The 26339-nt window shown below is 61.0% G+C and carries 24 protein-coding genes; 10 read left to right on the forward strand and 14 right to left on the reverse strand.

Going from position 1 to position 26339, the window contains the following annotated elements:
- Window positions 1-237: 237 nt before the first annotated feature.
- On the forward strand, window positions 238-2679 hold the full coding sequence (locus ACN5AZ_RS05640) for a M10 family metallopeptidase (RefSeq protein WP_419427884.1): 2442 nt from the start codon (window positions 238-240) through the stop codon (window positions 2677-2679).
- Window positions 2680-2748: 69 nt separating this feature from the next.
- Here the strand turns inward: ACN5AZ_RS05640 and ACN5AZ_RS05645 are convergent, their stop codons facing one another.
- From ACN5AZ_RS05645 to ACN5AZ_RS05660, 4 genes are all read right to left on the reverse strand, one after another.
- Window positions 2749-4005, reverse strand: a complete 1257-nt coding sequence (locus tag ACN5AZ_RS05645; RefSeq protein WP_419427885.1) for an aspartate kinase — start codon at window positions 4003-4005, stop codon at window positions 2749-2751.
- 109 nt (window positions 4006-4114) lie between these two features.
- Entirely contained in the window at window positions 4115-4759 is a 645-nt protein-coding gene (locus ACN5AZ_RS05650) for an SDR family oxidoreductase (protein WP_419427886.1), read from the reverse strand.
- A gap of 57 nt (window positions 4760-4816) precedes the next feature.
- Window positions 4817-5248, reverse strand: coding sequence for a DUF1178 family protein (locus ACN5AZ_RS05655; protein WP_419427887.1), 432 nt, complete (start codon window positions 5246-5248; stop codon window positions 4817-4819).
- A gap of 47 nt (window positions 5249-5295) precedes the next feature.
- Window positions 5296-6486, reverse strand: coding sequence for a 3-deoxy-D-manno-octulosonic acid transferase (locus ACN5AZ_RS05660; RefSeq protein ID WP_419427888.1), 1191 nt, complete (start codon window positions 6484-6486; stop codon window positions 5296-5298).
- Window positions 6487-6694: 208 nt separating this feature from the next.
- Here ACN5AZ_RS05660 and ptsP point away from each other — a divergent pair, with 208 nt between their 5' ends.
- Window positions 6695-8935 (forward strand): phosphoenolpyruvate--protein phosphotransferase, encoded by a 2241-nt coding sequence (ptsP, locus tag ACN5AZ_RS05665; RefSeq protein ID WP_419427889.1) that lies wholly within the window; start codon window positions 6695-6697, stop codon window positions 8933-8935.
- 332 nt (window positions 8936-9267) lie between these two features.
- Here the strand turns inward: ptsP and ACN5AZ_RS05670 are convergent, their stop codons facing one another.
- Both ACN5AZ_RS05670 and ACN5AZ_RS05675 read right to left on the reverse strand, forming a co-directional pair.
- Window positions 9268-10029, reverse strand: a complete 762-nt coding sequence (locus tag ACN5AZ_RS05670; protein WP_419427890.1) for an EcsC family protein — start codon at window positions 10027-10029, stop codon at window positions 9268-9270.
- 43 nt (window positions 10030-10072) lie between these two features.
- On the reverse strand, window positions 10073-10558 hold the full coding sequence (locus ACN5AZ_RS05675; RefSeq protein ID WP_419427983.1) for a GNAT family N-acetyltransferase: 486 nt from the start codon (window positions 10556-10558) through the stop codon (window positions 10073-10075).
- Between the two features lie 129 nt (window positions 10559-10687).
- Between ACN5AZ_RS05675 and ACN5AZ_RS05680 the strand changes: the two genes are divergently transcribed.
- A complete protein-coding gene (locus ACN5AZ_RS05680) occupies window positions 10688-11293 on the forward strand; it encodes a flavin reductase family protein (RefSeq protein ID WP_419427984.1) in 606 nt (201 codons plus the stop codon).
- A gap of 62 nt (window positions 11294-11355) precedes the next feature.
- On the opposite strand, the gene ACN5AZ_RS05685 is transcribed toward ACN5AZ_RS05680, so the two are convergent.
- Window positions 11356-12960, reverse strand: a complete 1605-nt coding sequence (locus ACN5AZ_RS05685; RefSeq protein ID WP_419427891.1) for a SulP family inorganic anion transporter — start codon at window positions 12958-12960, stop codon at window positions 11356-11358.
- Between the two features lie 227 nt (window positions 12961-13187).
- Here ACN5AZ_RS05685 and ACN5AZ_RS05690 point away from each other — a divergent pair, with 227 nt between their 5' ends.
- The 4 genes from ACN5AZ_RS05690 to ACN5AZ_RS05705 all read left to right on the forward strand — a co-directional run bounded on the left by ACN5AZ_RS05690 (window position 13188) and on the right by ACN5AZ_RS05705 (window position 16201).
- Window positions 13188-13928, forward strand: coding sequence for a sulfite exporter TauE/SafE family protein (locus ACN5AZ_RS05690; RefSeq protein ID WP_419427892.1), 741 nt, complete (start codon window positions 13188-13190; stop codon window positions 13926-13928).
- 66 nt (window positions 13929-13994) lie between these two features.
- Window positions 13995-14864, forward strand: a complete 870-nt coding sequence (locus tag ACN5AZ_RS05695) for an S-methyl-5'-thioadenosine phosphorylase (RefSeq protein WP_419427893.1) — start codon at window positions 13995-13997, stop codon at window positions 14862-14864.
- A gap of 42 nt (window positions 14865-14906) precedes the next feature.
- A complete protein-coding gene (locus tag ACN5AZ_RS05700) occupies window positions 14907-15572 on the forward strand; it encodes a DUF2927 domain-containing protein (RefSeq protein ID WP_419427894.1) in 666 nt (221 codons plus the stop codon).
- 5 nt (window positions 15573-15577) lie between these two features.
- Complete coding sequence (locus tag ACN5AZ_RS05705) at window positions 15578-16201, forward strand: LysE family translocator (protein WP_419427895.1); 624 nt, start codon at window positions 15578-15580, stop codon at window positions 16199-16201.
- A 30-nt stretch (window positions 16202-16231) separates the two neighbouring features.
- On the opposite strand, the gene ACN5AZ_RS05710 is transcribed toward ACN5AZ_RS05705, so the two are convergent.
- Window positions 16232-16405 (reverse strand): hypothetical protein, encoded by a 174-nt coding sequence (locus ACN5AZ_RS05710; RefSeq protein ID WP_419427896.1) that lies wholly within the window; start codon window positions 16403-16405, stop codon window positions 16232-16234.
- 274 nt (window positions 16406-16679) lie between these two features.
- Between ACN5AZ_RS05710 and ACN5AZ_RS05715 the strand changes: the two genes are divergently transcribed.
- Complete coding sequence (locus ACN5AZ_RS05715) at window positions 16680-17219, forward strand: adenine phosphoribosyltransferase (protein WP_419427897.1); 540 nt, start codon at window positions 16680-16682, stop codon at window positions 17217-17219.
- A 68-nt stretch (window positions 17220-17287) separates the two neighbouring features.
- Here the strand turns inward: ACN5AZ_RS05715 and phaZ are convergent, their stop codons facing one another.
- Window positions 17288-18559 carry a polyhydroxyalkanoate depolymerase gene (phaZ, locus tag ACN5AZ_RS05720; protein ID WP_419427898.1) on the reverse strand — a complete coding sequence of 424 codons (1272 nt, stop codon included), beginning with the start codon at window positions 18557-18559 and terminating at the stop codon, window positions 17288-17290.
- A gap of 132 nt (window positions 18560-18691) precedes the next feature.
- Between phaZ and ACN5AZ_RS05725 the strand changes: the two genes are divergently transcribed.
- Window positions 18692-20503 carry a PHA/PHB synthase family protein gene (locus ACN5AZ_RS05725; RefSeq protein ID WP_419427899.1) on the forward strand — a complete coding sequence of 604 codons (1812 nt, stop codon included), beginning with the start codon at window positions 18692-18694 and terminating at the stop codon, window positions 20501-20503.
- Window positions 20504-20632: 129 nt separating this feature from the next.
- Entirely contained in the window at window positions 20633-21082 is a 450-nt protein-coding gene (locus ACN5AZ_RS05730; protein WP_419427900.1) for a phasin family protein, read from the forward strand.
- 191 nt (window positions 21083-21273) lie between these two features.
- Here ACN5AZ_RS05730 and ACN5AZ_RS05735 read toward each other — a convergent pair whose 3' ends face one another.
- The 5 genes from ACN5AZ_RS05735 to ACN5AZ_RS05755 all read right to left on the reverse strand — a co-directional run bounded on the left by ACN5AZ_RS05735 (window position 21274) and on the right by ACN5AZ_RS05755 (window position 26317).
- Window positions 21274-23595 (reverse strand): mechanosensitive ion channel domain-containing protein, encoded by a 2322-nt coding sequence (locus tag ACN5AZ_RS05735; RefSeq protein ID WP_419427901.1) that lies wholly within the window; start codon window positions 23593-23595, stop codon window positions 21274-21276.
- A gap of 138 nt (window positions 23596-23733) precedes the next feature.
- Window positions 23734-24357, reverse strand: a complete 624-nt coding sequence (locus tag ACN5AZ_RS05740; RefSeq protein WP_419427902.1) for a CoA transferase subunit B — start codon at window positions 24355-24357, stop codon at window positions 23734-23736.
- Window positions 24357-25061 (reverse strand): CoA transferase subunit A, encoded by a 705-nt coding sequence (locus ACN5AZ_RS05745; RefSeq protein WP_419427903.1) that lies wholly within the window; start codon window positions 25059-25061, stop codon window positions 24357-24359. The genes ACN5AZ_RS05740 and ACN5AZ_RS05745 overlap by 1 nt, the downstream gene beginning before the upstream one ends.
- A 116-nt stretch (window positions 25062-25177) precedes the next feature.
- Window positions 25178-25681 carry a superoxide dismutase family protein gene (locus tag ACN5AZ_RS05750; RefSeq protein ID WP_419427904.1) on the reverse strand — a complete coding sequence of 168 codons (504 nt, stop codon included), beginning with the start codon at window positions 25679-25681 and terminating at the stop codon, window positions 25178-25180.
- A gap of 90 nt (window positions 25682-25771) precedes the next feature.
- The gene (locus ACN5AZ_RS05755; protein WP_419427905.1) at window positions 25772-26317 is read right to left on the reverse strand and encodes a L,D-transpeptidase; all 546 of its coding nucleotides are present in this window, start codon (window positions 26315-26317) and stop codon (window positions 25772-25774) included.
- Window positions 26318-26339: the final 22 nt, after the last annotated feature.

Genomic DNA, 26339 nt, shown 5'->3' on the forward strand with positions numbered 1-26339 from the left:
GGAACCCCGGCGTCACGGATGGAAACATCCCCGCAGGGCGCGCCGATACTGTGCGCGAACTATGACCAATGCCGCAGACAGGCTGCATTCCGGTCAAATCGGCTTCTAAATTTCTAGGCAGAGGTTACCTCGACCGGTCAAAGCACCGTGTTTTCAGGATGCGAAAAGCACCGCCAATCCGATCAGAAGGGTCGTTCCCCAAACGAATTGTCGCGCCTGCAGGGGCGCGTCCGACTGATGAGCCCGACCATGTGCTTTTTGTGCCAATCCCGCGACCCGAACCTGACCAGCTACGACAGCCACCTTGGCGATGCGGCCTCCGAACAGGTCAATCAGGTGTCTGCAAGCCTGCCCAGCTACACGCTGGATCAGGCCGCCTATCAGCTGACCCATGGCTATTGGGCTGCGACCGGTCGCGATTGGCGGGCCTTTGATGTCGACACCGGCGATACGCTGACCTTTAATATCACCGGGTTGGATTCCACAGGACGCGCCACCGCGCTGGACGCTTTTGCCGCGTGGGAGGCCGCCTCCGGTCTGCGCTTCGAGCTGTCAAGCTCCAGCAGTGCGGATATCATGCTGGGGGACGATTACGGCGGGGCCTATGCCTACTCCTATGTGGCGGGCAATACGATCACCCAATCGCATATCAACGTGAATGCAGGCTGGCAGGCCTACGGCGGCTACTACCTGCAAACCTATATCCATGAAATTGGCCATGCGCTGGGGCTTGGCCATGCGGGCAACTACAACGGCGGTGCGGATTTCGGATCGGACGCCCATTATCAACAGGACAGCTGGCAGTATTCGGTGATGTCCTATTTCGGCCAGTGGGAAAATCCCTACACCGATGCCTCGACCAACTATGTCGGCACATTGCAAATGGCCGATATGGTCGCGATCACCGCATTGTATGGCACGGCCACGAATGTGAACACGGGCGATACGGTCTATGGCGATGGCACCTCGCTGACGCAGACGGGCATGGATCTGTCCACCTCATGGGCTGTGACGCTGAACGATTCTGGTGGGACCGACACGATTGATCTGGCCAGCCGGAACAAGGCACAGCGGCTGGACCTGCGGGCCGAGCAGTTTTCAGACATCAACGGCGAGACCGGCAACCTTGGCATCGCGCGCGGCACCGTTATCGAAAACGCCATAACCGGCAGCCGCGCCGATCACGTGACAGGCAATGCGGGCGACAACCATATCCAGACCGATGGTGGCGATGATACGGTCATAGCCTCCACCGGCAATGACACGCTGGACGGCGGCTCGGGCCAAGACCATGTGGAAATGTGGGGAAATTTTTCCGACTTCGGGATTGCGACAGCAACCAGCCTGACCCTCACCACCAACGAGTCACAAACCACCCTGCACAACATCGAGACGGTTGGCTTCGTCGACGGGACTGCGGTGGTGGAGCAGACCGCTGCACAGACCGTTCTGCGCTTTACCCGATCCGGCGACAGCCATGTCAGCGTGCAAGTCACGGTGGATGTGGGGGATGCAACAGAATGGGCCACGCAAACCGATCATTTCGACAGGGACGGCACGCATTTGACCCGCGTGACCGCCTATGACGACGGGCGGATCGAGACCGAAGACATGACCGCCCCCTCGGATCCCGAGCCCAGCACAGAGACATTGACCGACGACAGCGGAACCGAGGATTGGACCAGTTGGACCCGCACATGGGATGCAGAGGGCAACCTGACCTCCAGCATCAAAACCATGGATGACGGATACAGGGTATCTACAAACTATGTGGATGGGGTCGCACGGAGCACGACAACCGAAGATCTGGCCGATCTCAGGGGCTGGGACCGTCAGGTGCAGGCGTTTGACGACACCGGCCAATTGACCACCACAGAAACAACCTGGGATGACGGGCGGTTCATGACCGATACCTTCGCCCAAGGCAAACTGAGCCAGCGCACCATCGAGGATCTGGCCGATTCTCACGCGTGGGAATCCTATACAGACACCTTTGCCAGTGACGGCAGCCTCAGCGCGCGGCTCATGAATTTCGACGTCGGCTATCAGGTGGAACGCCATTATGAGAACGGCCAACGCACCAGCACCACGGTGCGCGATGTCGACGATACAATCGGCTGGTCCTCCTATACCGACTATTTCGACGACACAGGGCAACGGGTGCGGCAGTTTGTGACGCGCGATGACGGCATGGGCGTCGAAAGCATGTTCGACAGCCACCGCCTGAGCAGCCGAACCTTGCATGACGAGATGGACGCCGCCGTCTGGCAAACCGCCACGAATTATTTCGACGCTGCACGTAACGTGGTCCGGCAGGTGCAGCTTCTCGACGATGGGCGTGGCGTTGATATCGGCTACACCGACGGGCAACGGACCGAAACCACGGTCAGCGATCTTGCGGATGATTTTGCATGGACCAGCTATTCCGATCACTTCGATCTTGATGGCGCATTGATCCGCAAAACCATATCGCGCGACGATGGGCGAGAGGTCGAAACCCTGTTCGAGGACGGCATCAGAACAGAGATGACCGTGGTCGATGGCGCCGACCTATACAGCTGGCAAAGCTACACAAACCACTATTCCGACACGGGCGACATGCTGCGCAGGGTGATCACAACAGATGATGGTGAGGAAATCACCGTCCTGTTCAGTGAACCCGTGAGCGACATCGCCTGACCGGACGGACAACGCAAAACGCCCGCACATCATTGCGCGGGCGTTCTGAATAACATCATTGGGCCAGTATCAGGCTTTTTCCAACTCAAAGGCGTCGTGCAGCGCCTGAACGGCAAGCTCCATATACTTGCGTTCGATCAGAACCGAAATCTTGATCTCGGACGTGGTGATGACCTGAATGTTGATGTTTTCGTCTGACAGGACCTTGAACATCTTGGCGGCCACACCTGCGGCAGAGCGCATGCCGATCCCGACGACCGACACTTTGGCGACCTCGGTTTCCGCTTCCATGCTTTCGTATTTCAGCGTGCCCGCCGCCTGCGCATCTGCCAGCGCCTTTTCCGCGCGTTTGACCTGATTGACCGGGCAGGAGAACGTCATATCGGTCACGCCGCCTGCGTGGCCCTTGTAGTTCTCTTCGGACACGTTCTGTACGATCATGTCGACGTTGACGCCCGCATCGGCGAGGGTGCCAAAGATTGCCGCCGCGATGCCGGGACGGTCCTCGATGGTGACGAGGGTCATCTTGGCCTCGTCCCGCGAATAGGCCACACCGGCCACAACATTGGATTCCATGATATCCTCCTCGTCGCAAACCAGCGTGCCGGCCTCGTCGGATTGTTCTTCAAAGCTGCTCAGAACGCGCAGTTTCACCTTGTAGCGCATGGCCAGTTCGACCGAACGGGTCTGCAGGACCTTTGCCCCAAGCGAGGCCAGTTCCAGCATCTCCTCAAAGGAAATCCGGTCCAGCTTGCGCGCCTTTTCACAGATGCGCGGATCGGTGGTGTAGACCCCGTCCACATCCGTATAGATGTCGCAGCGTTCCGCACCAAAGGCCGCGGCAAACGCCACTGCCGTCGTGTCAGAGCCGCCACGTCCCAACGTGGTGATCCGCCCCTCGGGCGAAATCCCCTGAAAGCCCGCGACAACCGCGACACGCATCCCCTCGCCGAATTTGGCGGTGATGTTGTCGGTCGGAATATCCTCGATGCGGGCATTGGCATGGGCCGAGGTGGTCAGAACCGGCACTTGCCAGCCCTGCCAGCTGCGCGCGGGCACGTCCATTTCCTGCAGGGTCAGCGCCATCAGGCCAGCCGTGACGTTTTCGCCCGACGAGACGACCGCATCATATTCGCGGGCGTCGAACAGGGGCGATGTCTCTTCGACATAGCCGACCAGCTTGTTGGTTTCGCCGGACATGGCAGAGACGATGACGATCACGTCATAGCCTTTGGCAACTTCGACACCGACGCGCTTGGCAGCGCGGCGGATGCGGTCCAACGTGGCGACAGATGTGCCGCCGAATTTCATCACGAGAACGGGCATGGCCTCCCTTTCCTTGGGTCGGATGGGGCTTTACGCCGAGGGATGCGGCTGCGCAAGGGTCAACCGCATTTGGTATACCAATTTCACGACGTCAAAATGCCCCCACCCGTCAATAAGGATGGGGGGTGCCGTCGTATGTCTCGAAACAGCCGGTATTTTCCAGCGAAAGCTCTGTCACGCGGGCCACCAGACCTTCGGCCGATTGCTCCGGCGTGATCTCGGCGCTGTCGCCGCCCATATCGGTTTGCACCCAGCCGGGGTGATAGATGCCCACAGCGATGCCTTGGTCCTTGAGGTCCGTGGCCAGATTGCGACCAAGGTTCAGAACCGCCGCCTTGGACGCGCGGTAGATATAGTTCTTGCCCGGCGCGCGGGTGTCCGACGCCATCTGAGAGCTGATGATCCCGATGCGTGGCGCGTCAGACAGTTTCAGATTGGGCAGCAGCGCCTCGATCGTCAGGAACACGCCGGTCACATTTACGGCAAATCCCTTGGCCCACATGTCGGCGTCATAATCGTCACCGATGGTCATGCCCTTATCGAGAAACACACCGGCATTGCAGACAAGCGCATCCAGCGGCTGGCCCTCTAGCCGCTTTGCCAAGGCCTGAACCGAGGCCGTGTCGGTTACGTCGAGCGGCAGCAGCCCTTCCTCGTCACGCGCGGTGCCTTGCACCTCGTTACCCGCCTCGGCAAAGGCATGGCGCATCGCCGCGCCGATGCCACGGTTTGCACCTGTAATCAGAACTTTCATTCGCGTCTCCTGTCGCAGTTGCAACAGAGGTTAGAACGATTGCTCCGGTCGGAAAGGTTAATTGGTTTTGCGCGTCGGCACGAAGGGCAAGGGCGCGATCTGGATGCCGTCGTCGATCAGGGCCTTGGCCTCTTCGGGCTTGGCCTCGCCCCAGATCGCACGTTCGGGGGCGTCGCCGCTGTGCATTTTGCGCGCCTCGGTGGTGAAGTTCCGCCCGACGTAGTCGGTGTTTTGTTCCACATGCGCTTTCAACGCGGCCAACGCCTGTTGTGCCGGGTCTGCTGCGGGTTCTGAAAGCGGTGCAGGTTTTGCTGCGGCTGTGTCGCCGTGGTTCACACGAGGGGCCATCAGCGCCTTTTCCACCTCGGCAGAGCCGCACACGGCGCAGGCCACATGCCCCGCCGCCCGCAGCTTGTCGTAGGCTGCAGCGGATTGGAACCAGCTGTCGAAGCTGTGTCCCTGATCGCATTTCAAGGCAAATTGGATCATTCCAAACCCTCAATCGTCCCTTTAATCTAAGTTTATTACCGCCGCGTTCAAGCGTTTGGCAGATGTGTCAAAATCTGCTGGCACAGCGCATCTGGCGACACATCCGTGTGCAGCGCGGCCTGTGCGGCGGCCCCCACGACGGATTGGCGACGGCTGCTTTGCAGGTCAAGCAAGCCACGCGCCAAATCCTCGGCATCTGTGATGTCGACCGACGCGCCCGCCGCGCGCAGCCGCCCAAAGGCCGCGCGAAAGTTGCGCACATCCCCGCCATGCAGCAATGCCGCGCCGAAGGCTGCCGGTTCATAGGGCGTGTGCCCGCCGCGATCCGTCAGCGTGCCACCAATGAACACACGCCCGCAGGAGGCGTACCACAGCGCCATTTCTCCCATCGTATCGGCCAGATAGACCTCGCCAACCGTGGGATCATCACCACGTGACCGCTGCCCGACGCTCAGGCCCGCCGCCTCGATCTGGCGGCGAATGTCATCGGCCCTGCGCGGGTGGCGCGGAGCCAGAACCAGTCGCAGGTCAGGTTCTTCAAGCTTGGCAATCAACTGCGCCGATAGGACGGTCTCTTCCTCTCCGGCATGGGTCGACGCCGCAAGCCAAGTGGCGCTGCGGTCAAGACCCGCGACCGGGGTGACCTGCGGAGGCGTGTAAAAGGCCTTGAGATCCACGACCGGCCCCATGGCCTGCGCCGATGCGCCCAGCGCGCGGAGCCTGTCCGCTGACCCCTGATCCTGCGCCGACACAAAGGCCAGCCGCCCGAGGATACGCCGTGCCAGTCCCGGCAGCTTGCCCCAGCCGCGCGCAGTGCCCTCGCTCATGCGCGCACCGATCACCATCACTGGTCCGGGGCAGGACAGAATGCGATGGGGCCAAAGCTCTGCTTCCAGCGTAAGATGCGCTGTGACGCGCCAGTCACGCATGACACGGCGCGTGACCCAGGCCAGATCGACCGGCGCCACATGCGCCTCCACCCCGTGCAACCCCCACTCGGCCACCATCCGGCAGCCCGTGTCGGAATTGGTCGTCACCAACCAGCGCTGCTTGGGACGTGCGGCGACCAGACGCTCCAGCACCGGCCGGAAGGAGGACAGCTCGCCGTTCGAGGCCCCGTGCAGCCAGATATGCCCCCCCTGCCCGCCTGAAGGCTGCGGCACACGCAGGCGCGCGCGCCCGTGCCGGAACACGACCAGCAGCGCAAACAGGCTGAGCAGGCATCGGTAAAGCAGCATAATTCCGGTCCAAGTCTTTGCGGCGAAGTACGCGGCACCGCCGCTTTAGGCAAGCCTGACACCGTCTTGCGACAAACAGGATGCAAAAGATGCGGCAACGACTCTACCCATGCGGGAAAAATCACCCATCAATGGCCGAAAGCCGTTTCCAAATGCCGCCGGATTGCTCTATCCCTGCGGACTGTAGCTGAAGGAATTTCCGTACACCATGTCGCCCAATACAGAATCGGAAAGCCGCAAGCTTCTTGGCAGGCTGCGCGACACGATGGCCGAAGACGCTGCCGGACAGGCACGTCTGGACAAGATCACCCATCTGACAGCCGACAGCATGGGCACCGAAGTCTGCTCCATCTACCTGTTCCGCGATCCCGAAACGCTGGAACTGTGCGCGACCCAAGGTCTGAATGAGGCCGCCGTGCACCAGACCCGCATGAAGCTGGGTGAGGGTCTGGTGGGCCGCGTCGCCCGCAGCGGCAAGATGGTGAACGCCGCCGATGCCCCCTCGGCACGCGGGTTCCGCTACATGCCGGAGACCGGCGAAGAGATCTATTCCAGCTTTCTGGGTGTGCCGATCCAGCGGCTGGGCGAAAAGCTGGGCGTGCTGGTCGTCCAGTCCAAAGAGGCGCGCGAATTCTCCGAAGACGAGGTCTATGCCCTCGAAGTGGTGGCGATGGTTCTGGCGGAAATGGCAGAACTCGGCGCCTTTGTCGGGGAAGGTGCTGCGCTGAAGCAACGCCACACCCAAGCGGTTTTGTTCCGTGGGGCGACCGGACAGGAAGGCACCGCCATGGGGCAGGCCTGGCTGCACGAGCCGCGCGTGGTGGTCACCAATCTGGTGGCCGACGATCCCGACACCGAACGCACCCGCCTGCAAGAAGCGGTGGGCGAGCTGCGGGTGTCTGTGGACGAGATGGTCGCCCGCGCGGTCGGCGATCAGGATCAGGTCGACGTTCTCGAAGCCTACCGGATGTTTGCCAACTCCAAAGGCTGGCTCAAGCGGATGGAAGAGGACATCGACCGTGGTTTGTCCGCCGAGGCCGCTGTCGAAAAAGAACAATCGCAGGCCCGTGCCCGCATGGCGCAAGTGACCGATGGCTACCTGCGTGAACGGCTGTCGGACCTTGATGACCTGTCCAACCGCCTGCTGCGCATCCTCACCGGACAGGGCCGCGAAACCGGTGCGGCCATGCCGGACAATCCGATCCTGATTGCCCGCAACATCGGCCCCGGCGAACTGCTGGAATATGGCCGCTCGCTCAAGGGCGTGGTGCTGGAAGAGGGATCGGTTGGATCGCACGCGGCCATCGTGGCGCGTGCCTTGGCCATTCCGCTGGTCATCCATGCGGAGCGGATCACCAACGAAACCCTGAACGGCGATCTGGTGCTGGTGGATGGCGATCAGGGGATCGTCCATCTGCGCCCCGATGACACCGTGGTCAGCGCCTTCCGCGACAAAATCGCGATGCAGGCCAAGGCGCAGGAACGCTATGCGGTTTTGCGCGATCAGGACTGCGTCACGGCAGATGGCTGCAGGGTCAATCTGCATATGAACGCCGGTCTTATGGCAGACCTGCCGTCGCTGGAGAATTCCGGTGCAGAGGGCGTGGGCCTGTTCCGTACGGAGCTGCAGTTCCTCGTGCGCAACCAGATGCCACGACGGATGGAGCTTGCCTCGCTTTATGCGCGGGTTCTGGACGCGGCCAAGGGCAAGCGCGTGGTGTTTCGCACGCTGGACATCGGGTCGGACAAGGTCCTGCCCTATATGAAGCCACAGGAGGAACCCAACCCCGCGTTGGGCTGGCGCGCGATCCGTGTCGCGCTGGACCGCCCCGGCGTGATGCGCATGCAGCTACAAGCCCTGATGCGGGCAGCGGACGGGCGCGCCTTGTCGATCATGTTCCCTTTCATCGCCCAGTACGAGGAATACGCCCGCGCCCGCGCCGAAGTGGACACCGTGTTGGCCCGCGAGAAACGTTTGGGCCATATCGTGCCCGAGCGGCTGGAAATCGGCTGCATGCTGGAAACACCCTCGCTGGCCTTCGCGCCGGACCGGTTCTTTAAAGAAGTGGAGTTCCTGTCGATTGGCGGCAACGATCTTAAACAGTTTTTCTTTGCCGCCGACCGCGAGAACGAACGCGTGCGCCGCCGCTACGATTCGCTTAACACCTCGTTTCTGACCTTCCTCGAAGGGATCGTTGCCCGCTGCGAGGCGACCTCCACCGCGTTGTCGTTTTGTGGCGAGGATGCAGGCCGCCCCGTCGAGGCACTGTGCCTTGCCGCCATCGGGGTGCGCACGCTGTCCATGCGTCCGGCGTCTATCGGTCCGGTGAAATCGCTGCTGATGCGCTATTCTCTTGGCGACGTGCGCCGCGTGATCGACGAATCCCGCTCGCGCGGCGACCAATCGGTCCGCGAAGCGGTCATGGAATTTTTGCGCGCACACGCTTGATCCAAATGTGACCGGCATGTCTGGAACGGACGGTGGCGATTACGGAAAAAGCGCTCCGACCCGGGCGTTTTGCGCCGGATCGGAGCGCTTAAGTACTGCCGACTTTTAGATGTCCCCTACCTTCTGGTCAGAGACGCTGACCGCACTTCTGCGCGGCAGCAGCCCCACCCCAAGCAGGTCCCACCCTATTTCAGTGGCCTGTCGCGTAGCATTCAGGGGCGGGCGCCATTCGGGGTCTTCTGCACCCCGCGTGGCCAAAGATTTACGCCTCAGCCCCTAAGAAGAAGTTACCGAAAATATGAAATTCAATTTTCTAACTTTGACAGAACATGTCAGAGACGGGTGACTTTGGACCGCGCCAAAGCCTCGCGCAGACCTTCGAGCAGTTCTTCGCGCGGGGTGTTGCTATCTTCGGCCAGACGCAGCAGTCCGAAATGCACATGCGCCATGTCCTGATAGTACGAGGTATAGGCGTAGTTCACCGCAGCCCCCGCCGCAGCCCCCAGCACAGGCACTGTTTGCGTGGCCAGCTTCTGCCCCAGAACCGTGGCCACACGCGGGGCCACACGTGCGATCAGCGCATTCACGCTGGCCCCGGTGATCGACACCCGCGCGGCCAGAAACCCCAGATCCGCCCCGTCGTCCTCGGACAGGGGACCAGAGGTGGCGAACACCATCAGGCATTCCTTCATCACGTCGGGATCATCAGGATCGAAACCATGCTCCTTGGCGATGGCCAGCATGGCCCGCATCAGCACGGTCACCGTGACAGGCATTTCCGCCAAGGCCGAAGGCAGGCCACCCACGCCACCGGCGGCCCCCATCGCCGTGGTCAGCGCCGTGCTGAACCAGCCCTTCTGATCGGGCACCACGCCGCGCGATTTGTTCGCCGCCATCAAGGCCGAGCTCAGCGCCCGTTCCGCCACGAATTCCAGACGGTCCTTGACGCTATCGGGGAGCTTTTCCAGCAGGTTTTCCGCCTGACCGCCCACGATATTCAACAACTGCATGCCGACAGAGCTGGCGGATGTGTAGCGGTCCGCCAGAGCACGAAGCTGGGCGTCCACGGGAACAACGGGCGTGATTTCGGTCATCTGCGATCCTCCTGATCTACAGATGGCCACCCGCGCGCCACAGTCAAGCGGCGCGCTCAACCTCTCCGCGCAGATCCGCCCAAGCGCCGGGCACCAGTTCCAGCCCTAAAATGCGCGCGGGGTTGGTCGGCGGCGGCATGTCAACGCCGCTCAACTGGGCAAAGCCAAAGCGTTCGTAATAAGGCGGATCGCCCACCAACAGCACCCGCGCATGGCCCAGATCCGCAGCAATACCCAAGGTCTCTCGCATCAAAAGACCGCCCAGACCTGCGCCTTGTGTCACCGGATGCACTGCAATCGGCCCGAGCAGCAGAACCGGCTCTGCCCCGATACGCACCGGCCAATACCGGATCGCCGCAACCAAGGCCCCCGTGCCATCGCGCGCCACCCGACACAGAGGGGCGACAGGCTCCACCCCGTCGCGCAACCGGTACGAGGACAACGCCGTCCGCCCGGGCGCAAAGGCCTTGTCATAAAGCGCCTCGACCTCCCACCAGTCATCCGCTTGTTCCACCGCCGTTGTGTACAAGGCCGCCTGCCCCCGTTTCGGATAAATCCACCCCAGTGATGCCGCCTGACCGCTTTGCGACAGAAAACGTGCATCCATGCCTTAAACCGCCTATCACTCTGGAAAATGCACTGCAAACAGGAGCCTGCCTTGTTCTACCGCCCCGAAACCGGTCACGGCTTGCCGCACAACCCGTTCAACGCCATTGTCACCCCCCGCCCCATCGGCTGGATTTCGACACGAGGGGCCGACGGGCAGGACAATCTGGCCCCCTATTCGTTCTTCAATGCAGTGGCCTATTTCCCGCCGCAGGTGATGTTTGCCTCCACCTCGGCAAAGCCCGACCGGGGCGACACCAAGGATTCCGTGGCACAGATCCGCGACACCGGCGTCTTCTGCGTCAATATCGTGGAATATGCCGCGCGCGATGCGATGAATGCGACCTCTGCCCCCTTTCCTGCGGGGACCGATGAATTCGCCGAAGCGGGCATCGCCAAGGCGGATTGCGACACCATCGACTGCCCGCGCGTGGCGGATGCGCCCGCCAATCTGGAATGCAAGCTGACCCAGATCGTGCAATTGCCCGGCGAGGCCAATTTCGCCGTCTTCGGTGAAGTCACCGGCGTGCATATGCGTGACGATTGCCTTGTTGACGGGATCTTTGACGTGCGCACATACCGGCCTCTGTCGCGGATGGGCTATCAGGACTACACCTCTATCAGCGAGGTTTTCTCGCTCAAACGTCCCGGCACCTGATCGCGGCACGAAAAAGGGGCGGTCCTCAGCGCCCCTTTCCTGTTCCAACATATGCTGCGCGCTTAGTGACCGCCAAGGATCCCCGTGCGCACGTTGTAATCCACAGCCAACTCGTAGGTCGGGTCATCCGCCGAATCCACCATGAGATGGCCCGCCTTTGATAGCAACCGGTGGCAGTCACGGGACAGATGGCGCAACTGGATCTGCTTGCCCTGCGCTTCGTATTTTGCGGCGACCGCCTCGATCGCCTGCAGCGCGGATTGATCCACCACACGGCTGTCGGCGAAATCCACCACGACCAGCGACGGGTCCCCTGCGGTGTCGAACATCTCGACAAAGCCGTCGGAGGAGCCAAAGAACAACGGCCCCTGCACCTGATAGACCTTGGCCCCTTCGGGGGTGGTGTATGTTTTCGCGTGGATGCGGCGCGCATTGTTCCACGCATAGGCCAGCGCGGAAACGATCACACCCACGACAACCGCGACCGCAAGGTCCGCGTAGACCGTCACAACGGTCACCAGCACGATCACAAAGGCATCGATCAGCGGCACCTTGGACATGATACGAAGGCTGTTCCATGCGAATGTCCCGATCACCACCATGAACATCACCCCCACCAGCGCGGCCAGCGGGATCAGCTCGATCAGCGGCGATGCGACAAGGATGAAGGACAGCAAAAACAGCGCCGCAGCGATGCCCGCGATGCGGGTGCGGCCGCCGGATTTCACGTTGATCATCGACTGGCCGATCATGGCACAGCCGCCCATACCGCCGAAAAAGCCGGTGACCACATTGGCCGCGCCCTGCGCCATACATTCCTGCGAGGCACCGCCGCGCTGGCCTGTCATCTCGCCCACAAGGTTCAGCGTCAGCAGCGATTCAATCAGACCGATGGCGGCAAGGATCACCGCATAGGGCAGGATGATCTGGAAGGTCTCCATGTTCAAAGGGACGGCGGGAATGTGGAACGCCGGAAAGCCCCCTTCGATCGAGGCCATATCCGCCACACGCGGCGTATCAAGCCCGAAGACAATGACCACCACGGCGGTGATCGCGATGCCGGCCAGCGGCGCAGGCACCAGATTGGTCAGCTTGGGCAGGCCCCAGATCACGGCCATGGTCAGCGCGACCAGCCCCAGCATCAACATCAAAGGCAGGCCCGACAGGTATTCCGCGCCGCCTGTGGACGGGTCGCGGAACTGCGTCAGCTGTGCGAGGAAAATGACAATCGCCAGACCGTTCACAAACCCCAGCATCACCGGATGCGGCACCAGCCGGATGAATTTACCCCACTGCAAGGCCCCTGCAATCAGCTGCAAAATCCCCATCAGCACGACGGTTGCGAACAGGTATTCCACGCCATGCTCGGCCACCAGTGCTACCATGACCACCGCCAGCGCGCCGGTCGCCCCCGAGATCATGCCGGGCCGCCCACCAAGGATCGCGGTGATCAGACCGACCATGAAGGCCGCGTAAAGCCCCACCAGCGGGTGCACCCCTGCAACAAAGGCAAAGGCCACCGCCTCGGGAACCAGCGCCAGTGCCACAGTCAACCCCGACAGGATGTCGGTCTTGATCTGGCCGGGGGTCAACGCGGTGGTGGGCGACACCCGCAGATCGGGCATTGTGATACTGTCGGCGTAGCGCGCCAGAACGGTTCGTTTCATAGAAGTCCTTTCTTGTGCAGCAAGAAGGCGCGGATCGGGGCGTGGAATCGTCCCAAAGCCAGCAAAGCCGCATTTGGTGCCGCCATAGCGAAAACCTTGCCAAAGTGCACGGCTTTCCTAGCTTTAGCGCCCAAGGTGTTGCAAATCGTGCCGTTGCGGCGGACACATTTGCAGCCGGGGGCTTTGGCCTGCCATAGGTTTGAACATATCTGAAAGGCCGCGACGACATGCTTGAAATCATCTTGCTTTACGTGGCGGCGCTGGTCGTGGGCTTTTCAAAGGGAGGGCTGGCGTCAGCCGCGGCCATCGCGGTTCCGATGCTGTCGCTGTTCATGAATCCGGTTACAGCCGCCGCCACGTTGTTGCCCGTGTTTGTCGCCACCGACTGGATCGGCGTCTGGCTGTATCGCAAGCATTACTCCCGCCGCAATCTGACGATCCTTGTGCCTGCCATCTTGCTGGGCGTGGCGATTGCCACCGTGATCACGCCTTACACGCCGGAGTGGGCCTTGTTGCTGTTCACCGGCGCCATCGGACTTTGGTATGTGGGGCGCAACTGGCTGCGCCGCGCGCCCGCCCCTCAGACGCAGGCCGATGTGGGCGCGGGGGTGTTCTGGGGCACGATCACTGGCATCGCGAGCTTTATCACCCATTCCGGCGCGCCGCCTGCGCAGGCGTATCTTCTGCCGCAAAAGCTGCCCAAGCTGGAATTTGCAGGCACCATTGCCATTGCCTTTGCCATCGGCAATCTGGTCAAACTGCCCGCCTATTGGTCCATCGGACAGTTCGACGGGCTGCGCTGGGGGTTGATCGCGGGGCTGTGCGTCGCGGGCATCATAGGCACCTTCGGGGGCCGCTGGCTGACCGCCCGCCTGCCCGACGCGCTGTATAAGCGGGTGATCGAAGTGCTGTTGTTTGTTTTGTCACTTGTGTTGCTCGTCAAGGGGGGCAGCGCACTGTGGGGCTAGCCCCTGACCTTGAACGCACGCGATATCGGTTGTTTACTAAAGCCGATCCAAGCAGCGAGGCCCGCCATGACAAAGACGATGATCGCCGTGATTGGCGGTAGCGGACTGTACCAGATCGACGGGCTTGAAGATGCGCGCTGGCAAAGCGTGGACACCCCTTGGGGAAGCCCGTCGGACGAGATCCTGACCGGACGGTTGAATGGCGTGGAGATGGCGTTCCTGCCGCGTCACGGGCGTGGACACGTACATTCGCCAACCACCGTCCCCTATCGCGCCAATATCGACGCCTTGAAACGGCTGGGGGCCACGGATGTCATTGCCGTCTCCGCCTGCGGCTCTTTCCGCGAAAGCATGGCGCCGGGGGATTTTGTCATCGTTGACGACTTCATCGACCGTACCTTTGCGCGTGAGAAATCGTTCTTTGGAACCGGCTGCGTGGCGCATGTATCGGTGGCCCATCCCACCTGCCCGCGTCTGGGCGCGGCCTGCTTTGACGCGGCACAGGCGGCAGGGATCACTGTTCATCGCGGCGGCACCTATCTGGCCATGGAAGGGCCGCAGTTTTCCACCCGCGCGGAATCGCGCATGTACCGGTCGTGGGGCTGTGATGTGATCGGCATGACCAACATGCCGGAGGCCAAGCTCGCCCGCGAGGCAGAGCTTTGCTACGCCTCTGTCGCGATGGTCACGGATTACGACAGTTGGCATCCGGACCATGACGCGGTGGATATCATGGACATTATCCGCATCCTCAACGGCAATGCCGACAAGGCGCGCGCCATGCTGCGCGGCCTGCCCGAACGGCTGGGCGTGAACCGCGCCCCCTGCCCTCATGGCTGTGACCGCGCGCTGGAGACCGCCCTGATGACGGCGCCTGACAAACGTGACCCCGCGCTGATGGCACGTCTTGATGCGGTGGCAGGTCGCGTCCTATAGCACCGCAGCATGAGGGCGCTGTTTTACATCCGATGGTTTTGCATGGCTCTGACCATGGTTTGCATGCTGCCCGCGACCCGCACGCAGGCGGCACAGGATTTCGTCGTCACCCAAGGCCGGTTGAGCGACACGGATTTCTATCGTCTGGTGGCCTGCGCCGCCCCGCCCGGAGAAGCCTGCGCGCGCGCAATGCTGCACTGGCCTGCGGACCGCCCCGTCACGCTAGAGATCGCATCGATGGACCGCGCCTTTTTGGGGGGCAAGGCAAAACGCGCCGAAGCTGCGCTGGTCCGTGCGGTCCAATACATCAATGATGCGGGCGCAGGTATTCAGGTCGCCCCGGTCCGAGACGGACAACCTGCGGACATCACGATCCATTTCCTCGACACCGACGGGCGGGCGCCGCTTGCTGGCACCGGGATCGAAGGCGCGGACGGGCTGACCGTGACCGGCGCGCGGGTCATCGTCTGGTCACGCAGTGACACGCGTGAAATCCAGCGCGCCACCATCCTGTTCGGGACGCGGCTGCACATCCGCCACTACGAATCCGCCATGCTTGAGGAAGTCACACAGGCGCTGGGCCTGTTGACCGACATTCGCAATCCCGTCTACGAAGGCGTCTCGATCTTCAGCCAAGACAGCAATGATACCAAACAGTTCTCGTCTCAGGATCTGATGGCCCTGCGCCGACATTACCCGCCGGAGTGAATGCGATGGACCTTTTGACCTGGGCCGGTTTTGTGGGGGCCTCAATCGCCTTGCTGATGATCCCCGGCCCGACCGTGTTGCTGGTCCTGTCCTACGCTTTGTCCAAAGGCCGCGCGGTGGCTGTGGCGTCGGCCACGGGGGTGGCCTTGGGGGATTTCATCGCCATGAGCCTGTCTCTGGCGGGACTTGGCGCGCTGGTTGCCGCATCGGCGGCGCTTTTTACCCTGTTGAAATGGGTGGGCGCGGTCTACCTGATCTGGCTGGGTGTGAAACTGATCCGCTCCGCCCCACAGCCGGGCGCCGAGCTGCCGCAGACCCAGATCAGCGGGAAAGCCGTGTTCTGGCACAATGCTGCGGTCACTGCGCTGAATCCCAAAAGCATCGCCTTTTTCATCGCCTTTGTCCCCCAGTTTGTGAACACGGGCGCACCGCTGCTGCCGCAGTTTGCGATCCTTGTGGTGACGTTCGTAAGTCTGGCTGCGGCGAATGCGCTCGCCTATGCGCTGGCGGCTGACCGGCTCAGGGGCTGGATCACCCGTCCCGCGGCCTTGACGTGGATCACCCGTGCCGGTGGTGCCACGCTGATTGCGATGGGGGCGCTGACAGCCACGCTGCGCCGTGCGACATGAATCACGCGGAACCATATCCGCGCGATCACGTTAGCCCTTGTCTTTATGCTCTTTCAGGAAGTCGCGAATAAACCTGCGCACCTCGCGCGAGGCGGAGGTGTCCAGATCCTTGCACAGGGCCACAAAGGCGTCGCGATCCTCGCGATCAAGGCGCAGCACCAGCTGACTGTCCTTGTTGTTTTTCTTTTTGTTGTCCTTGCCCACGGCGATCTCTGGTCTAGTTCACTCTTTGTTAGTGCATTGTATATACATTGCACAGTAGTTTTGTATATCGGAGACATAAACCATGACACCGTTTTTCGCAAAGTCCCTGTTCCTGAACGACCGGCTGGACGGCAACCGCCCCAAACTGTCGTGGATTGCGCGCCGCTTTTACACCAGCCGCCGCCGCAACCGCGGCTAAACTCAAGCCACCGCTTGCGAAGAGACCGCCCACAGGCTACCGCTTGGGCGGTTTTTCTTTGCCCGGAGGCCCAACATGCCCCCCCGTCCCCAGATCGAGGACTACATCCGCGCCATTCACGATTTCCCGCACGAGGGGATCGTTTTTCGCGACGTCACTACACTCTTTGCCGACCCGCGCGGCTTTCGCATGGCCATCGACCAGTTGCTGCACCCCTATGCGGGTGTGCGCTTTGACAAGGTCGTGGGCCTTGAGGCGCGCGGCTTTATCTTGGGGGGCGCGGTCGCCCACCAACTGTCCGCCGGTTTCGTGCCCGTGCGCAAAAAGGGCAAGCTGCCCGGCAAAACGATCGAACAAAGCTACAAGCTGGAATACGGCGAAGCGACGGTCGAACTACACGACGACGCCATTCTGGCAGGTGAAAAAATCCTGCTGGTCGATGATCTTCTGGCGACCGGCGGCACCGCCGAAGCCGGCATTTCGCTGGTGGAACGGCTGGGCGGCGAAGTCATCGGCTGCGCCTTCATCGTGGACCTCCCCGATCTGGGCGGTCGAAAGCGGCTGGAAGATATGGGGATGGAGGTACATGCCCTCGTCTCCTACGCAGGCGCGTAATCCCGACAGATACAAAAACGGCGCGGGCCTTCTCAGGTCCGCGCCGTTTTACGTTTAGCATTAAAGCCTTAGCTGAGTGAGACCACGTTCCCGCCCTCGGCTGTGGCGTCACCGCTGTTCTCATCGATGAAGTTCAACACAAGCGGGCGGATATTGTTGCGCCAGCTTTTGCCCGCAAAGATCCCGTAGTGACCTGCGCCCGGCTCCACATGCGAGGCCTTCTTGCTGTCCGGCAGCCCCGAACACAGTGCAAGCGCCGCGATACATTGCCCCGGCGCGGTGATGTCATCCTTGGCCCCTTCGACGGTTTTGACAGCCACATTGGTGATGGCGGCCATGTCGACCTTATGCCCTTTGACGACAAATTCGTTCTTCGCAATTTCGCAGTTCTTGAAGATCCGCTCGACCGTGGACAGGTAGAATTCGGCGGGCATGTCCATGACGGCAAGGTATTCGTCATAGAACCGGTTGTGGGCGTCGTGATCCGATGCCTCGCCCCGGCTGACGCGCATGATCTGGTCCTGAAACGCCGTCCCGTGACGATCCGAATTCATCGACATGAACGAGGCGAGTTGCAGCAGCCCTGGATAAACCATGCGGCCCACTCCGGGATATTTGAATCCGACGCGCTGGATCATCGTCTCTTCAAGCTGGCCCATGGTGACGCGGTGCCCGAAATCGGTAACGTCGGTTGCCACGGCATTGGGATCAATCGGCCCGCCGATCAGCGTCAACGTGCGCGGCTGCGCCTCTGGCTCAAGCTCGGCAAGGTAGGCGGTTGCGGCCAGCGTCAGCGGCGCGGGCTGGCACACGGCAATCACATGCGAATCCGGCCCGAGATGGCGCATAAAGTCCATCAGATAGAGCGTATAATCCTCGATATCGAAGGAGCCCGCCGAGACAGGGATGTCACGCGCGTTGTGCCAGTCGGTGATATACACCTCGGCATCGGGAATCAGCGACAGCACGGTGGACCGCAGAAGCGTCGCGTAATGGCCCGACATCGGCGCAACCAGCAAGATCTTGCGCGGCTGCGGCGCGCGTCCCATCACATCGAAATGGATCAAATCGCCGAAATCTTTTTCGACGACGGTTTTGATCTCGACGAGGTGGTCCTTGCCGTCGGGACAGGTGATCGACCGAATCCCCCAGTCAGGCTTGACGATCATACGCTCGAACGTGCGCTCCGTGACCTCGCCCCAGGCGGCCATCCATTGCAGCGCAGGGTTGGGCATCGCGGCAAAGACAGGGTAGGACGCCATCGTGCGCGCCGTCGCCCCAAGCCATTGGTTCGTATTGCGCATCGTTTCCATAAGATCGTAGGTCAACATGTAGCGCATGACTGCCACTCCTATTATCATGGGACCATTGCACCGTGTTTCGTCTGCAGTGGTCCGGCACAGCCTGCCGCACATCCGCAAGACGCGAAGGGCATATGCTGCGAGTGCAAAGCATAAGGGGGGGAGAGTTAAATGACAACAAATACGGTGGTGCCGAGCGAAAACCGCGAAAAGCTCGAGGCGAATTTGAAACGTATCGACGAGCTGTCGCAACGGCTTATCAACGCTTTGACCGCACGACATCCGACCCCGAACGCGCTGAATGCCCCCGACAGCACGTTATATGCCAAGGCCGCGCAGGCCTATATGCACGAATGGATCACCAATCCCGCCAAGCTGATCGAACAGCAAGTGGGCTATTGGGGGAAAACCGTCACCCATTTCATAGAGGCGCAGCAGGCGCTGGCCGCAGGCAAGCTGGAGGCCCCCGCCCCCAAGCCGCAAACCGGCCGCCCGGACAAACGGTTCCAGAACCCGCTGTGGGAGACCCATCCCTATTTCAACTACATCAAGGAACAATACCTGATTAACGCCGAGGCGATCCGCGGCGCGGTCGATCTGATCGAAGACCTCGACCCCATCGAGAAAAAGCGCCTGTCGTATTTCAGCAAACAGATCGTGGATATGTTTGCGCCGACGAATTTCCTTGCGACCAACCCTGACGCGCTGATGCGCGCGGTCGAGACCGAGGGGGAAAGCCTTGTCAAAGGGCTGGAGAACCTCGTCGCCGATCTGGAAGCGAACAATGGCGAGATGATCGTGCGGCTGGTGGATGAGGGCGCCTTTGAGGTTGGCGGCAACATTGCCACGGCCGAAGGCGACGTGGTCTTTCGCAACAAGATGATGGAGATCATCCAGTACAAAGCCACCACCGAGACGGTGCATGAAACGCCCATCGTCCTGTTCCCGCCGTGGATCAACAAATTCTACATCCTCGACTTGAAGCCCAAGAACTCGCTTATCCGCTGGATCGTGGATCAAGGGTACACGCTGTTCGTCGTCTCCTGGGTCAATCCCGATCATGGTTACCGCGACACGGGCATGGAACATTATGTCGAGGACGGTTTCCTCAAGGCGATCGAGGTCGCCAAGGACATCTGTGATGTCCCGAAGGTCAACGCCGTGGGCTATTGTATCGCCGGAACCACCCTGTCGATCACGCTTGCTCTGATGAAAAAGCGCGGTGACAAATCCGTCAAATCCGCGACGTTTTTCACCGCGCTGACGGACTTCAGCGATCAGGGGGAATTTACCCCCTTCTTGCAGGAAGACTTTGCCGAGGGCATCGAACAGGAAATCACCCAAGAGGGCATCCTGCCCCATTTCATCATGGCGCGGACCTTTTCGTTTTTGCGGTCCAACGATCTGATCTACGGCCCCGCCATCCGGTCCTATATGCTGGGAGAGACCCCGCCCGCGTTCGATTTGCTGTACTGGAACGGCGATGGCGCGAACCTGCCCGGCAAGATGTTCACCCAGTATCTGCGCGGTCTGTGCCAGCGTAACGAATTTGCCGAAGGCCGGTACGAGCTTTGCGGCGAAACGCTTTCGGTGAAGGACGTGGACGTGCCGTTGATGTCGATTGCAACCGAAACCGACCATATAGCGGCGGCGCGGGACGTCTATCGCGGTGTTCAGATGATGGGATCGAAGTCCAAGACCTTTGTTCTTGGGCAGTCGGGTCACATCGCGGGGATCGTCAACCCGCCGGGCAAGGATAAATACGGCCACTACCTGAACGACAACCTGAGCGAGAGCTTTGACGACTGGAAGGCCCACGCCGAATACCATGTGGGGTCGTGGTGGCCCCATTGGGAAAAGTGGCTTAAGAAACGGTCCGGGAAGAAAGTCCCTGCACGCATAGCGGGTGATTCTGGCTACGACGTGCTGGAAGCAGCACCGGGATCTTACGTTAGGTTAAAAGCTGCCAAACAATTTCAGTGACTTGGCCTTGTCTCTTTGCTGCAGCGCAGAAAAAACTTGAAATGCTGCGTCGCAGCATTCATATTATTGGCAGACGCTGAGACACGGGGTGGGCCCGCTGCGCAGCGGAGAGACAAGGAACTCACTACAATGGCACAGACCCAAGATTTCACCGCGATGATGAAAGACATGATGGGCGCATTCCCCGTCGACACCAAAGCGATGGAAGATGCGTTCAAAACCACCGCATCCATGAACGAAAAGCTTTCCGCCGTGGCGCTGGAAGCGGCTGAAAAGTCCACCGAGCTGTCCGCTGCATGGACCAAGGAAACGCTGACCAAGCTGTCCGCGATGACCTCCGCCAAGTCCGAGCCCGCAGATTACGCCAAAGCGATGACCGATTTCGCATCCGCTCAGGCCGAAACCGCAGCCGAGAACATGGCCGCTTTCGCCGAGATCGCGAAAAAGGTCCAGATGGACACCGTGGAACTGATGATGGCCGCCGGTAAGGACATCTCGGAAGACATGACCGCCGCAGCCAAGAAAGCGTCGGAAGAGATGACCGCATCCGTGAAGAAAGCCACCGAAGCGGCGAAATAATACCGCGCCTCATCTGAGGCACGGAAAACAGCTTTGCGCCCTCTCCTCCCATTTGGCGCAAAATCCTGAGGCGGTCACTTCGGTGGCCGCCTCTTCTGCTTTACGCACTGGCTCGGGTGACAAAGTCTCCGACCTTTAAAAGAAAACCGCCGCAAAGCACGGGGCCTGCGGCGGTTTCTTGTCAGTGGTGATCAGCGCCCGTCATCACCGGGCGGTTCGTCATCGGGGTCTTTCTCGATATCACGGGCAGCACCGCTGTCTTTGGCCGGTGGCTCTGCCTTGACCTCGATCACCTCTTTGGGCGCTTCTTCGATGCGAATGGGCGCTGCCGGCGCGCGACCTTGTTTGTCCTCGCCAAAGTAGATCGTCTGATGCGGGAACGGGATGTCGATGCCACGCTCGTCAAAGATCCGCTTGAGGATCTCGTTATAGGCGCGGCCCAGCCCCCATTGCGTGCCGGGCACGGTTTTGATCCGCGCGCGCACCACCAGCTCGGACGCGCCAAAGCTGTTGAGACCGAACCACTGCAGATCCTCAAGGATATTCTTGCCGTGGTCGGGATGGTTGCGCAGTTCTTCAAAGCCATCGAACATCGCCTGTTTCGCGTCATCGATATTCTCGCGGTAAGCAATGCCCATATCCGTGACGCAATAGGCAAATTCACGCATGTAGTTGGACACCATATCAACCGAAGAAAACGGAATGATATGGAACGCGCCGTGCAAATCGCGCAGCGACACAGAGCGGATCGTCAGACGTTCAACGGTGCCCGTCGTCCCCCCTGCTGTCACCACATCACCGACATTCATGGCGTTTTCCAGCTGGATGAATACGCCGGTGATAATGTCCTGCACCAGCTTTTGCGCGCCAAAACCAATGGCCAGACCCAGCACACCGGCAGAGGCGATCAGCGGCGCGATGTCGATGCCGACCTCGGACAGCACAAACATCAAGGTGATCACCACCAGCACAATCGTCACCGCATTGCGCAGCAGCGACAACAAGGTGCTTTCACGCGCGGTCGGCACCGATCCGAATTCCGGGTTCAGCCGGAAATCCACCCAAGAGTTCACCGCCAGCCAAACAAGGAAAGAGAACAGCAAGATGAACAGGATCGACACGATCGTGCCCGTCATTTGCACACCAACCTGGCTTTCCATCCAGCCTTGGGCGTCGACGATGCCCACTGTGCTGAGCGTGAACAACACCACCGCGGCAAAGATCAGCAGCTTCACCGCTGTCAGAACCCGCGGCACAAAGGCGTTCAGCCGCCGCTCCAGAAGCGGCAACCGTTCGGACACGCCAGAGGGGACGTGGATGCCCCGCGCGACGATCCGGCTGACAATGTTCGACACGATGAAGGCCACGACAATGGCGCCCAGCACCTTTGCCGATGCGCCCAGCATCGGGAACAGGACACCACCGGGGCGCGCCAGCACCACCGCCAGCAGCACAGCAAGATAGACCAGCGCGGCCACATACCAGTTGCGCGCCAGCACACGCACAAAATGCCCCGCCTCTGCCATGCGGTTGCCCAGCAGCCAGTCCGCCACGGGCTTGCGGTAGCGGATCACCTGCACCATCACGATAAGGATCGCCAAGGCCGAGATCACCGTCGATACGCCGCGACCCGTCATGAAATTGACGTTCTGGTTGATGATCGGCACCACCAAAAGCTGGCCGTAGCCCAGCAAACTGATGATAAACGCGCTCCACCGGTTCAGCTTGCGCGCACCTGCGTCGGGCATGGGAATGGGGCGCAGCTCTGACGTTGTGGGCGACAGGATCGCGCGGGTGACCATCTTCACCGTTTCAACAATCAAAAACGCGTTCAGATACAGCGATTGACGGATGCCGATTTCGCCCACCGAGCCAAAAACCAACAGCGCCAGCAGATAGCCAACGCCCCATGCGATCACGACCACCACCGCGTCGATCAGCACCGATCCGATGATAATCATGGCCGTCTGCATCGGGCCGCGTTCATGTGCAGCCGACCCCATCCGGCGGTACAGCTGCTTGGAGGTCACGCGCAGCAGATTGTAGATCACAACCGTTGTGATGATCACCAGCGCCAGTTCACGCAAGGAATCCCAGATCACTTGCGGATCGATGGAGGTAGCATCGCTCAGCACACGTGGCGCGCGTTCGAGATGCTGCCAAAAGCCTGCCAAAGTCGTGCCGACCTGCTCCGCCGCGTTCTGGGTGGCCCGCGCCACACGCCTGCTGATCGAGACTTCCTCTTCGGCGGCGACCTCGGCGGCCTCGGACGGCAGATCCTCGGCGGTGCCTTCCCCTACACGGGTCAGCGCCTCGATCAACGCTTCGCGCGTGCTTTCATCGCTGAGCAAATCCGCAAGGGCGCTGGCCTGTTCCGCGCTCAACGCACTGTCGGCGGCCTCCGTGGCTGTGGTGCTAGCGGTCTCTTGTGCCTGCGCCGCGAGAGGCGTCATGGTCAAGACCATCAATCCCAGAATAAAGGCGGAGAGCGCCCGCCAAACATACAATCTCATCGCTTCTTCCGTAACTTGTTCTTAACACATTGACCTAGCGCCATTGCCCGAACGTCAAGCCATGCACATGCAGGGCTGTGAACGCGAACGGCGACCCCTATAGGGTCGCCGCAGCCGGTTCATCTTTGACGTGCAGGATCAGACGATGGTCGCCTCGGTCGCGGCGCGCAGCTCTTCCTCGGTCACACCATCGGCGGTTTCCACGATCTTCAACCCGCCCTCGACCACGTCGAGCACCCCGAGATTTGTGATGATGCGGTCCACCACACCCTTGCCGGTCAGTGGCAGGGTACATTCTTTCAACAGCTTCGATTCGCCGTGCTTGTTCTGGTGATCCATCACGACGATGACCTTGCCGACACCGGCCACCAGATCCATCGCGCCGCCCATGCCTTTGACCAGCTTGCCCGGGATCATCCAGTTTGCCAGATCGCCGTTTTCCGCGACCTCCATAGCCCCCAGAATGGCCGCAGCGATCTTGCCACCGCGGATCATCCCGAAGGACGTCGCGCTGTCAAAGTAGGACGTGCGGTTCAACTCGGTGATCGTCTGCTTGCCCGCATTGATCAGGTCGGGGTCTTCTTCCCCCTCAAAGGGAAACGGCCCCATGCCCAGCATGCCGTTTTCCGACTGCAGGGTGATGTCCTTGTCACCGACATAGTTCGCCACCAGCGTCGGGATACCGATGCCGAGGTTGACATACATTCCGTCGTCGAGCTCTTGCGCCGCGCGCGCGGCCATTTGGTTGCGATCCCAAGGCATTATGCGTCCTCCCGCGTGCGCACGGTGCGCTGTTCGATGCGTTTCTCGTGATCGCCCTGGATCAGGCGGTGCACGTAGATGCCGGGCAGATGAATGTGATCGGGGTCCAGTGCGCCGGGTTCGACGATCTCCTCGACCTCCATCACGCAGACCTTGCCGCACATGGCCGCTGGCGGGTTGAAGTTGCGCGCGGTCTTGCGGAAAATCGCGTTGCCGGTGGTGTCGGCCTTCCACGCCTTGACGATGGACAGATCGGCAAAGATCCCCTCTTCAAGGATATAGTCCTGACCGTTCCAGGATTTCACATCCTTGCCTTCCGCGATCACGGTGCCTACGCCGGTTTTGGTGTAGAAGCCCGGAATGCCCGCGCCACCGGCGCGCATGCGCTCGGCCAGCGTGCCTTGGGGGTTGAATTCCAGCTCAAGCTCGCCGGACAGATACTGGCGCATGAATTCCGCGTTCTCGCCCACATAGGACGACATCATCTTTTTGACCTGACGGGTGGCCAGCAGCTTGCCCAGACCAAAGCCATCGACACCGGCATTGTTCGACGCAACGGTCAGATCCTTCACCCCGCTGTCCGCGATGGCATCGATCAGCAGCTCTGGAATGCCGCACAGCCCGAAGCCGCCCGCTGCGATCAGCATGCCGTCTGTCAGCAAACCGTCGAGCGCCTCCTGTGCGGAGCCGTAGACTTTCTTCATGGAACCCTCCCTGAATGACGTTGCGAAAGTTTTCGCCGCTCTGCAGCGTAGAGTCAACGCGGGCCAAGCCTCTGCGCCTGATACAAAAAGTGACAGGCGCAGAGGCATATGGTGGCTTAGCCGCCCAAGATCCCGCAGGCGACACGGTCCCCTGCCCCGCCAATCGGCTGCGTCAGGTGATCATCCGCGTTCTCGTGGATGATAAAGGCCGCGCCGTCCTCATCCAGCAGGGTCTCCAACGTGACGAGGGATGTAAAGGCCTCCATCTCGCCGATACCGTCGGAGGCCACGAAAAGGTTGGGCAGATCGCCCATTTCGGGGCCATCGGGGTTCAGCAGCCCATGACCGCCCTCGATTTTGCCCACATGCCCGCCAGAGGTGGTAAAGCCTTCGGACGGATCACAGGTGCCTTCGGCATGCAGATGCAGCCCGTGTTTGCCGGGTTCAAGCCCCTCGACCCGTAGGTGGATCAGCAGGCCGTTGGGCCCTTCGGTCAGGGTCGCCTCGCCGATGGGCGCGCCCTCCAGACCGATGATGTCGCTGGTCACGGGGGCGGCGGTTTGGGCTGTAGCAGCCGTGGCGCACAGCAGGCCAAGGGCAGTAAGTGCGGCGCGTGTCATGAGTGGTCTCCTTTGATGGTGCGCCAAAACAAAGGCGCACCGGATCAACTCCGGCGCGCCTTGTTTGTTCACAAGATCATAGGCTTAGGCTTAAATCAGCCGAACCTGCGCCCCGATGGGGACCAGCTCGAACAGCTCGGCAATCTTTTCGTTGTACAGACCAATGCAGCCGTCCGACGACCGTCGCCCGATCTTGCGTGTGTCATGGGTGCCGTGGATCAGATAGGCGGGCCAATCAAAATACAGCGCATGGGTGCCCAGCGGATTGTCAGGCGCACCGCCCGCGACCGGCTTCCAATCGGGGAACCGCTCCATCTGGCTGGCGGTCGGCGTCCAACTGGGTCCGACCTTTTTGCGCACGATCTCTGTATAGCCGCGTTTCGTCAGTTCGTCGGTTTTTGGCACCGATGTCGGGTAAATCCGGTAGTCCGACCCATCCCCCGACCAGAAATGCAAGGCGCGGCTTTCGGTGTCGCAGACAATCGACGCCTTGCCCAACTGGCTGAAGTGGTCGCGCCAGTCCTGCATGGCGAAGCTGGATACGTTGCGGCGGATGTCGGTGGCGCGCGCTGTGGCAGGCACAACCAAGGCGGCGGCAGCCCCGGTGATGATCAGTTGACGACGAGAAAGTGTCATTTTGCCCCTCATTGCTTGAAAG

Source organism: Sagittula sp. SSi028, assembly GCF_048553715.1.
Taxonomy (GTDB): Bacteria; Pseudomonadota; Alphaproteobacteria; order Rhodobacterales; family Rhodobacteraceae; genus Sagittula.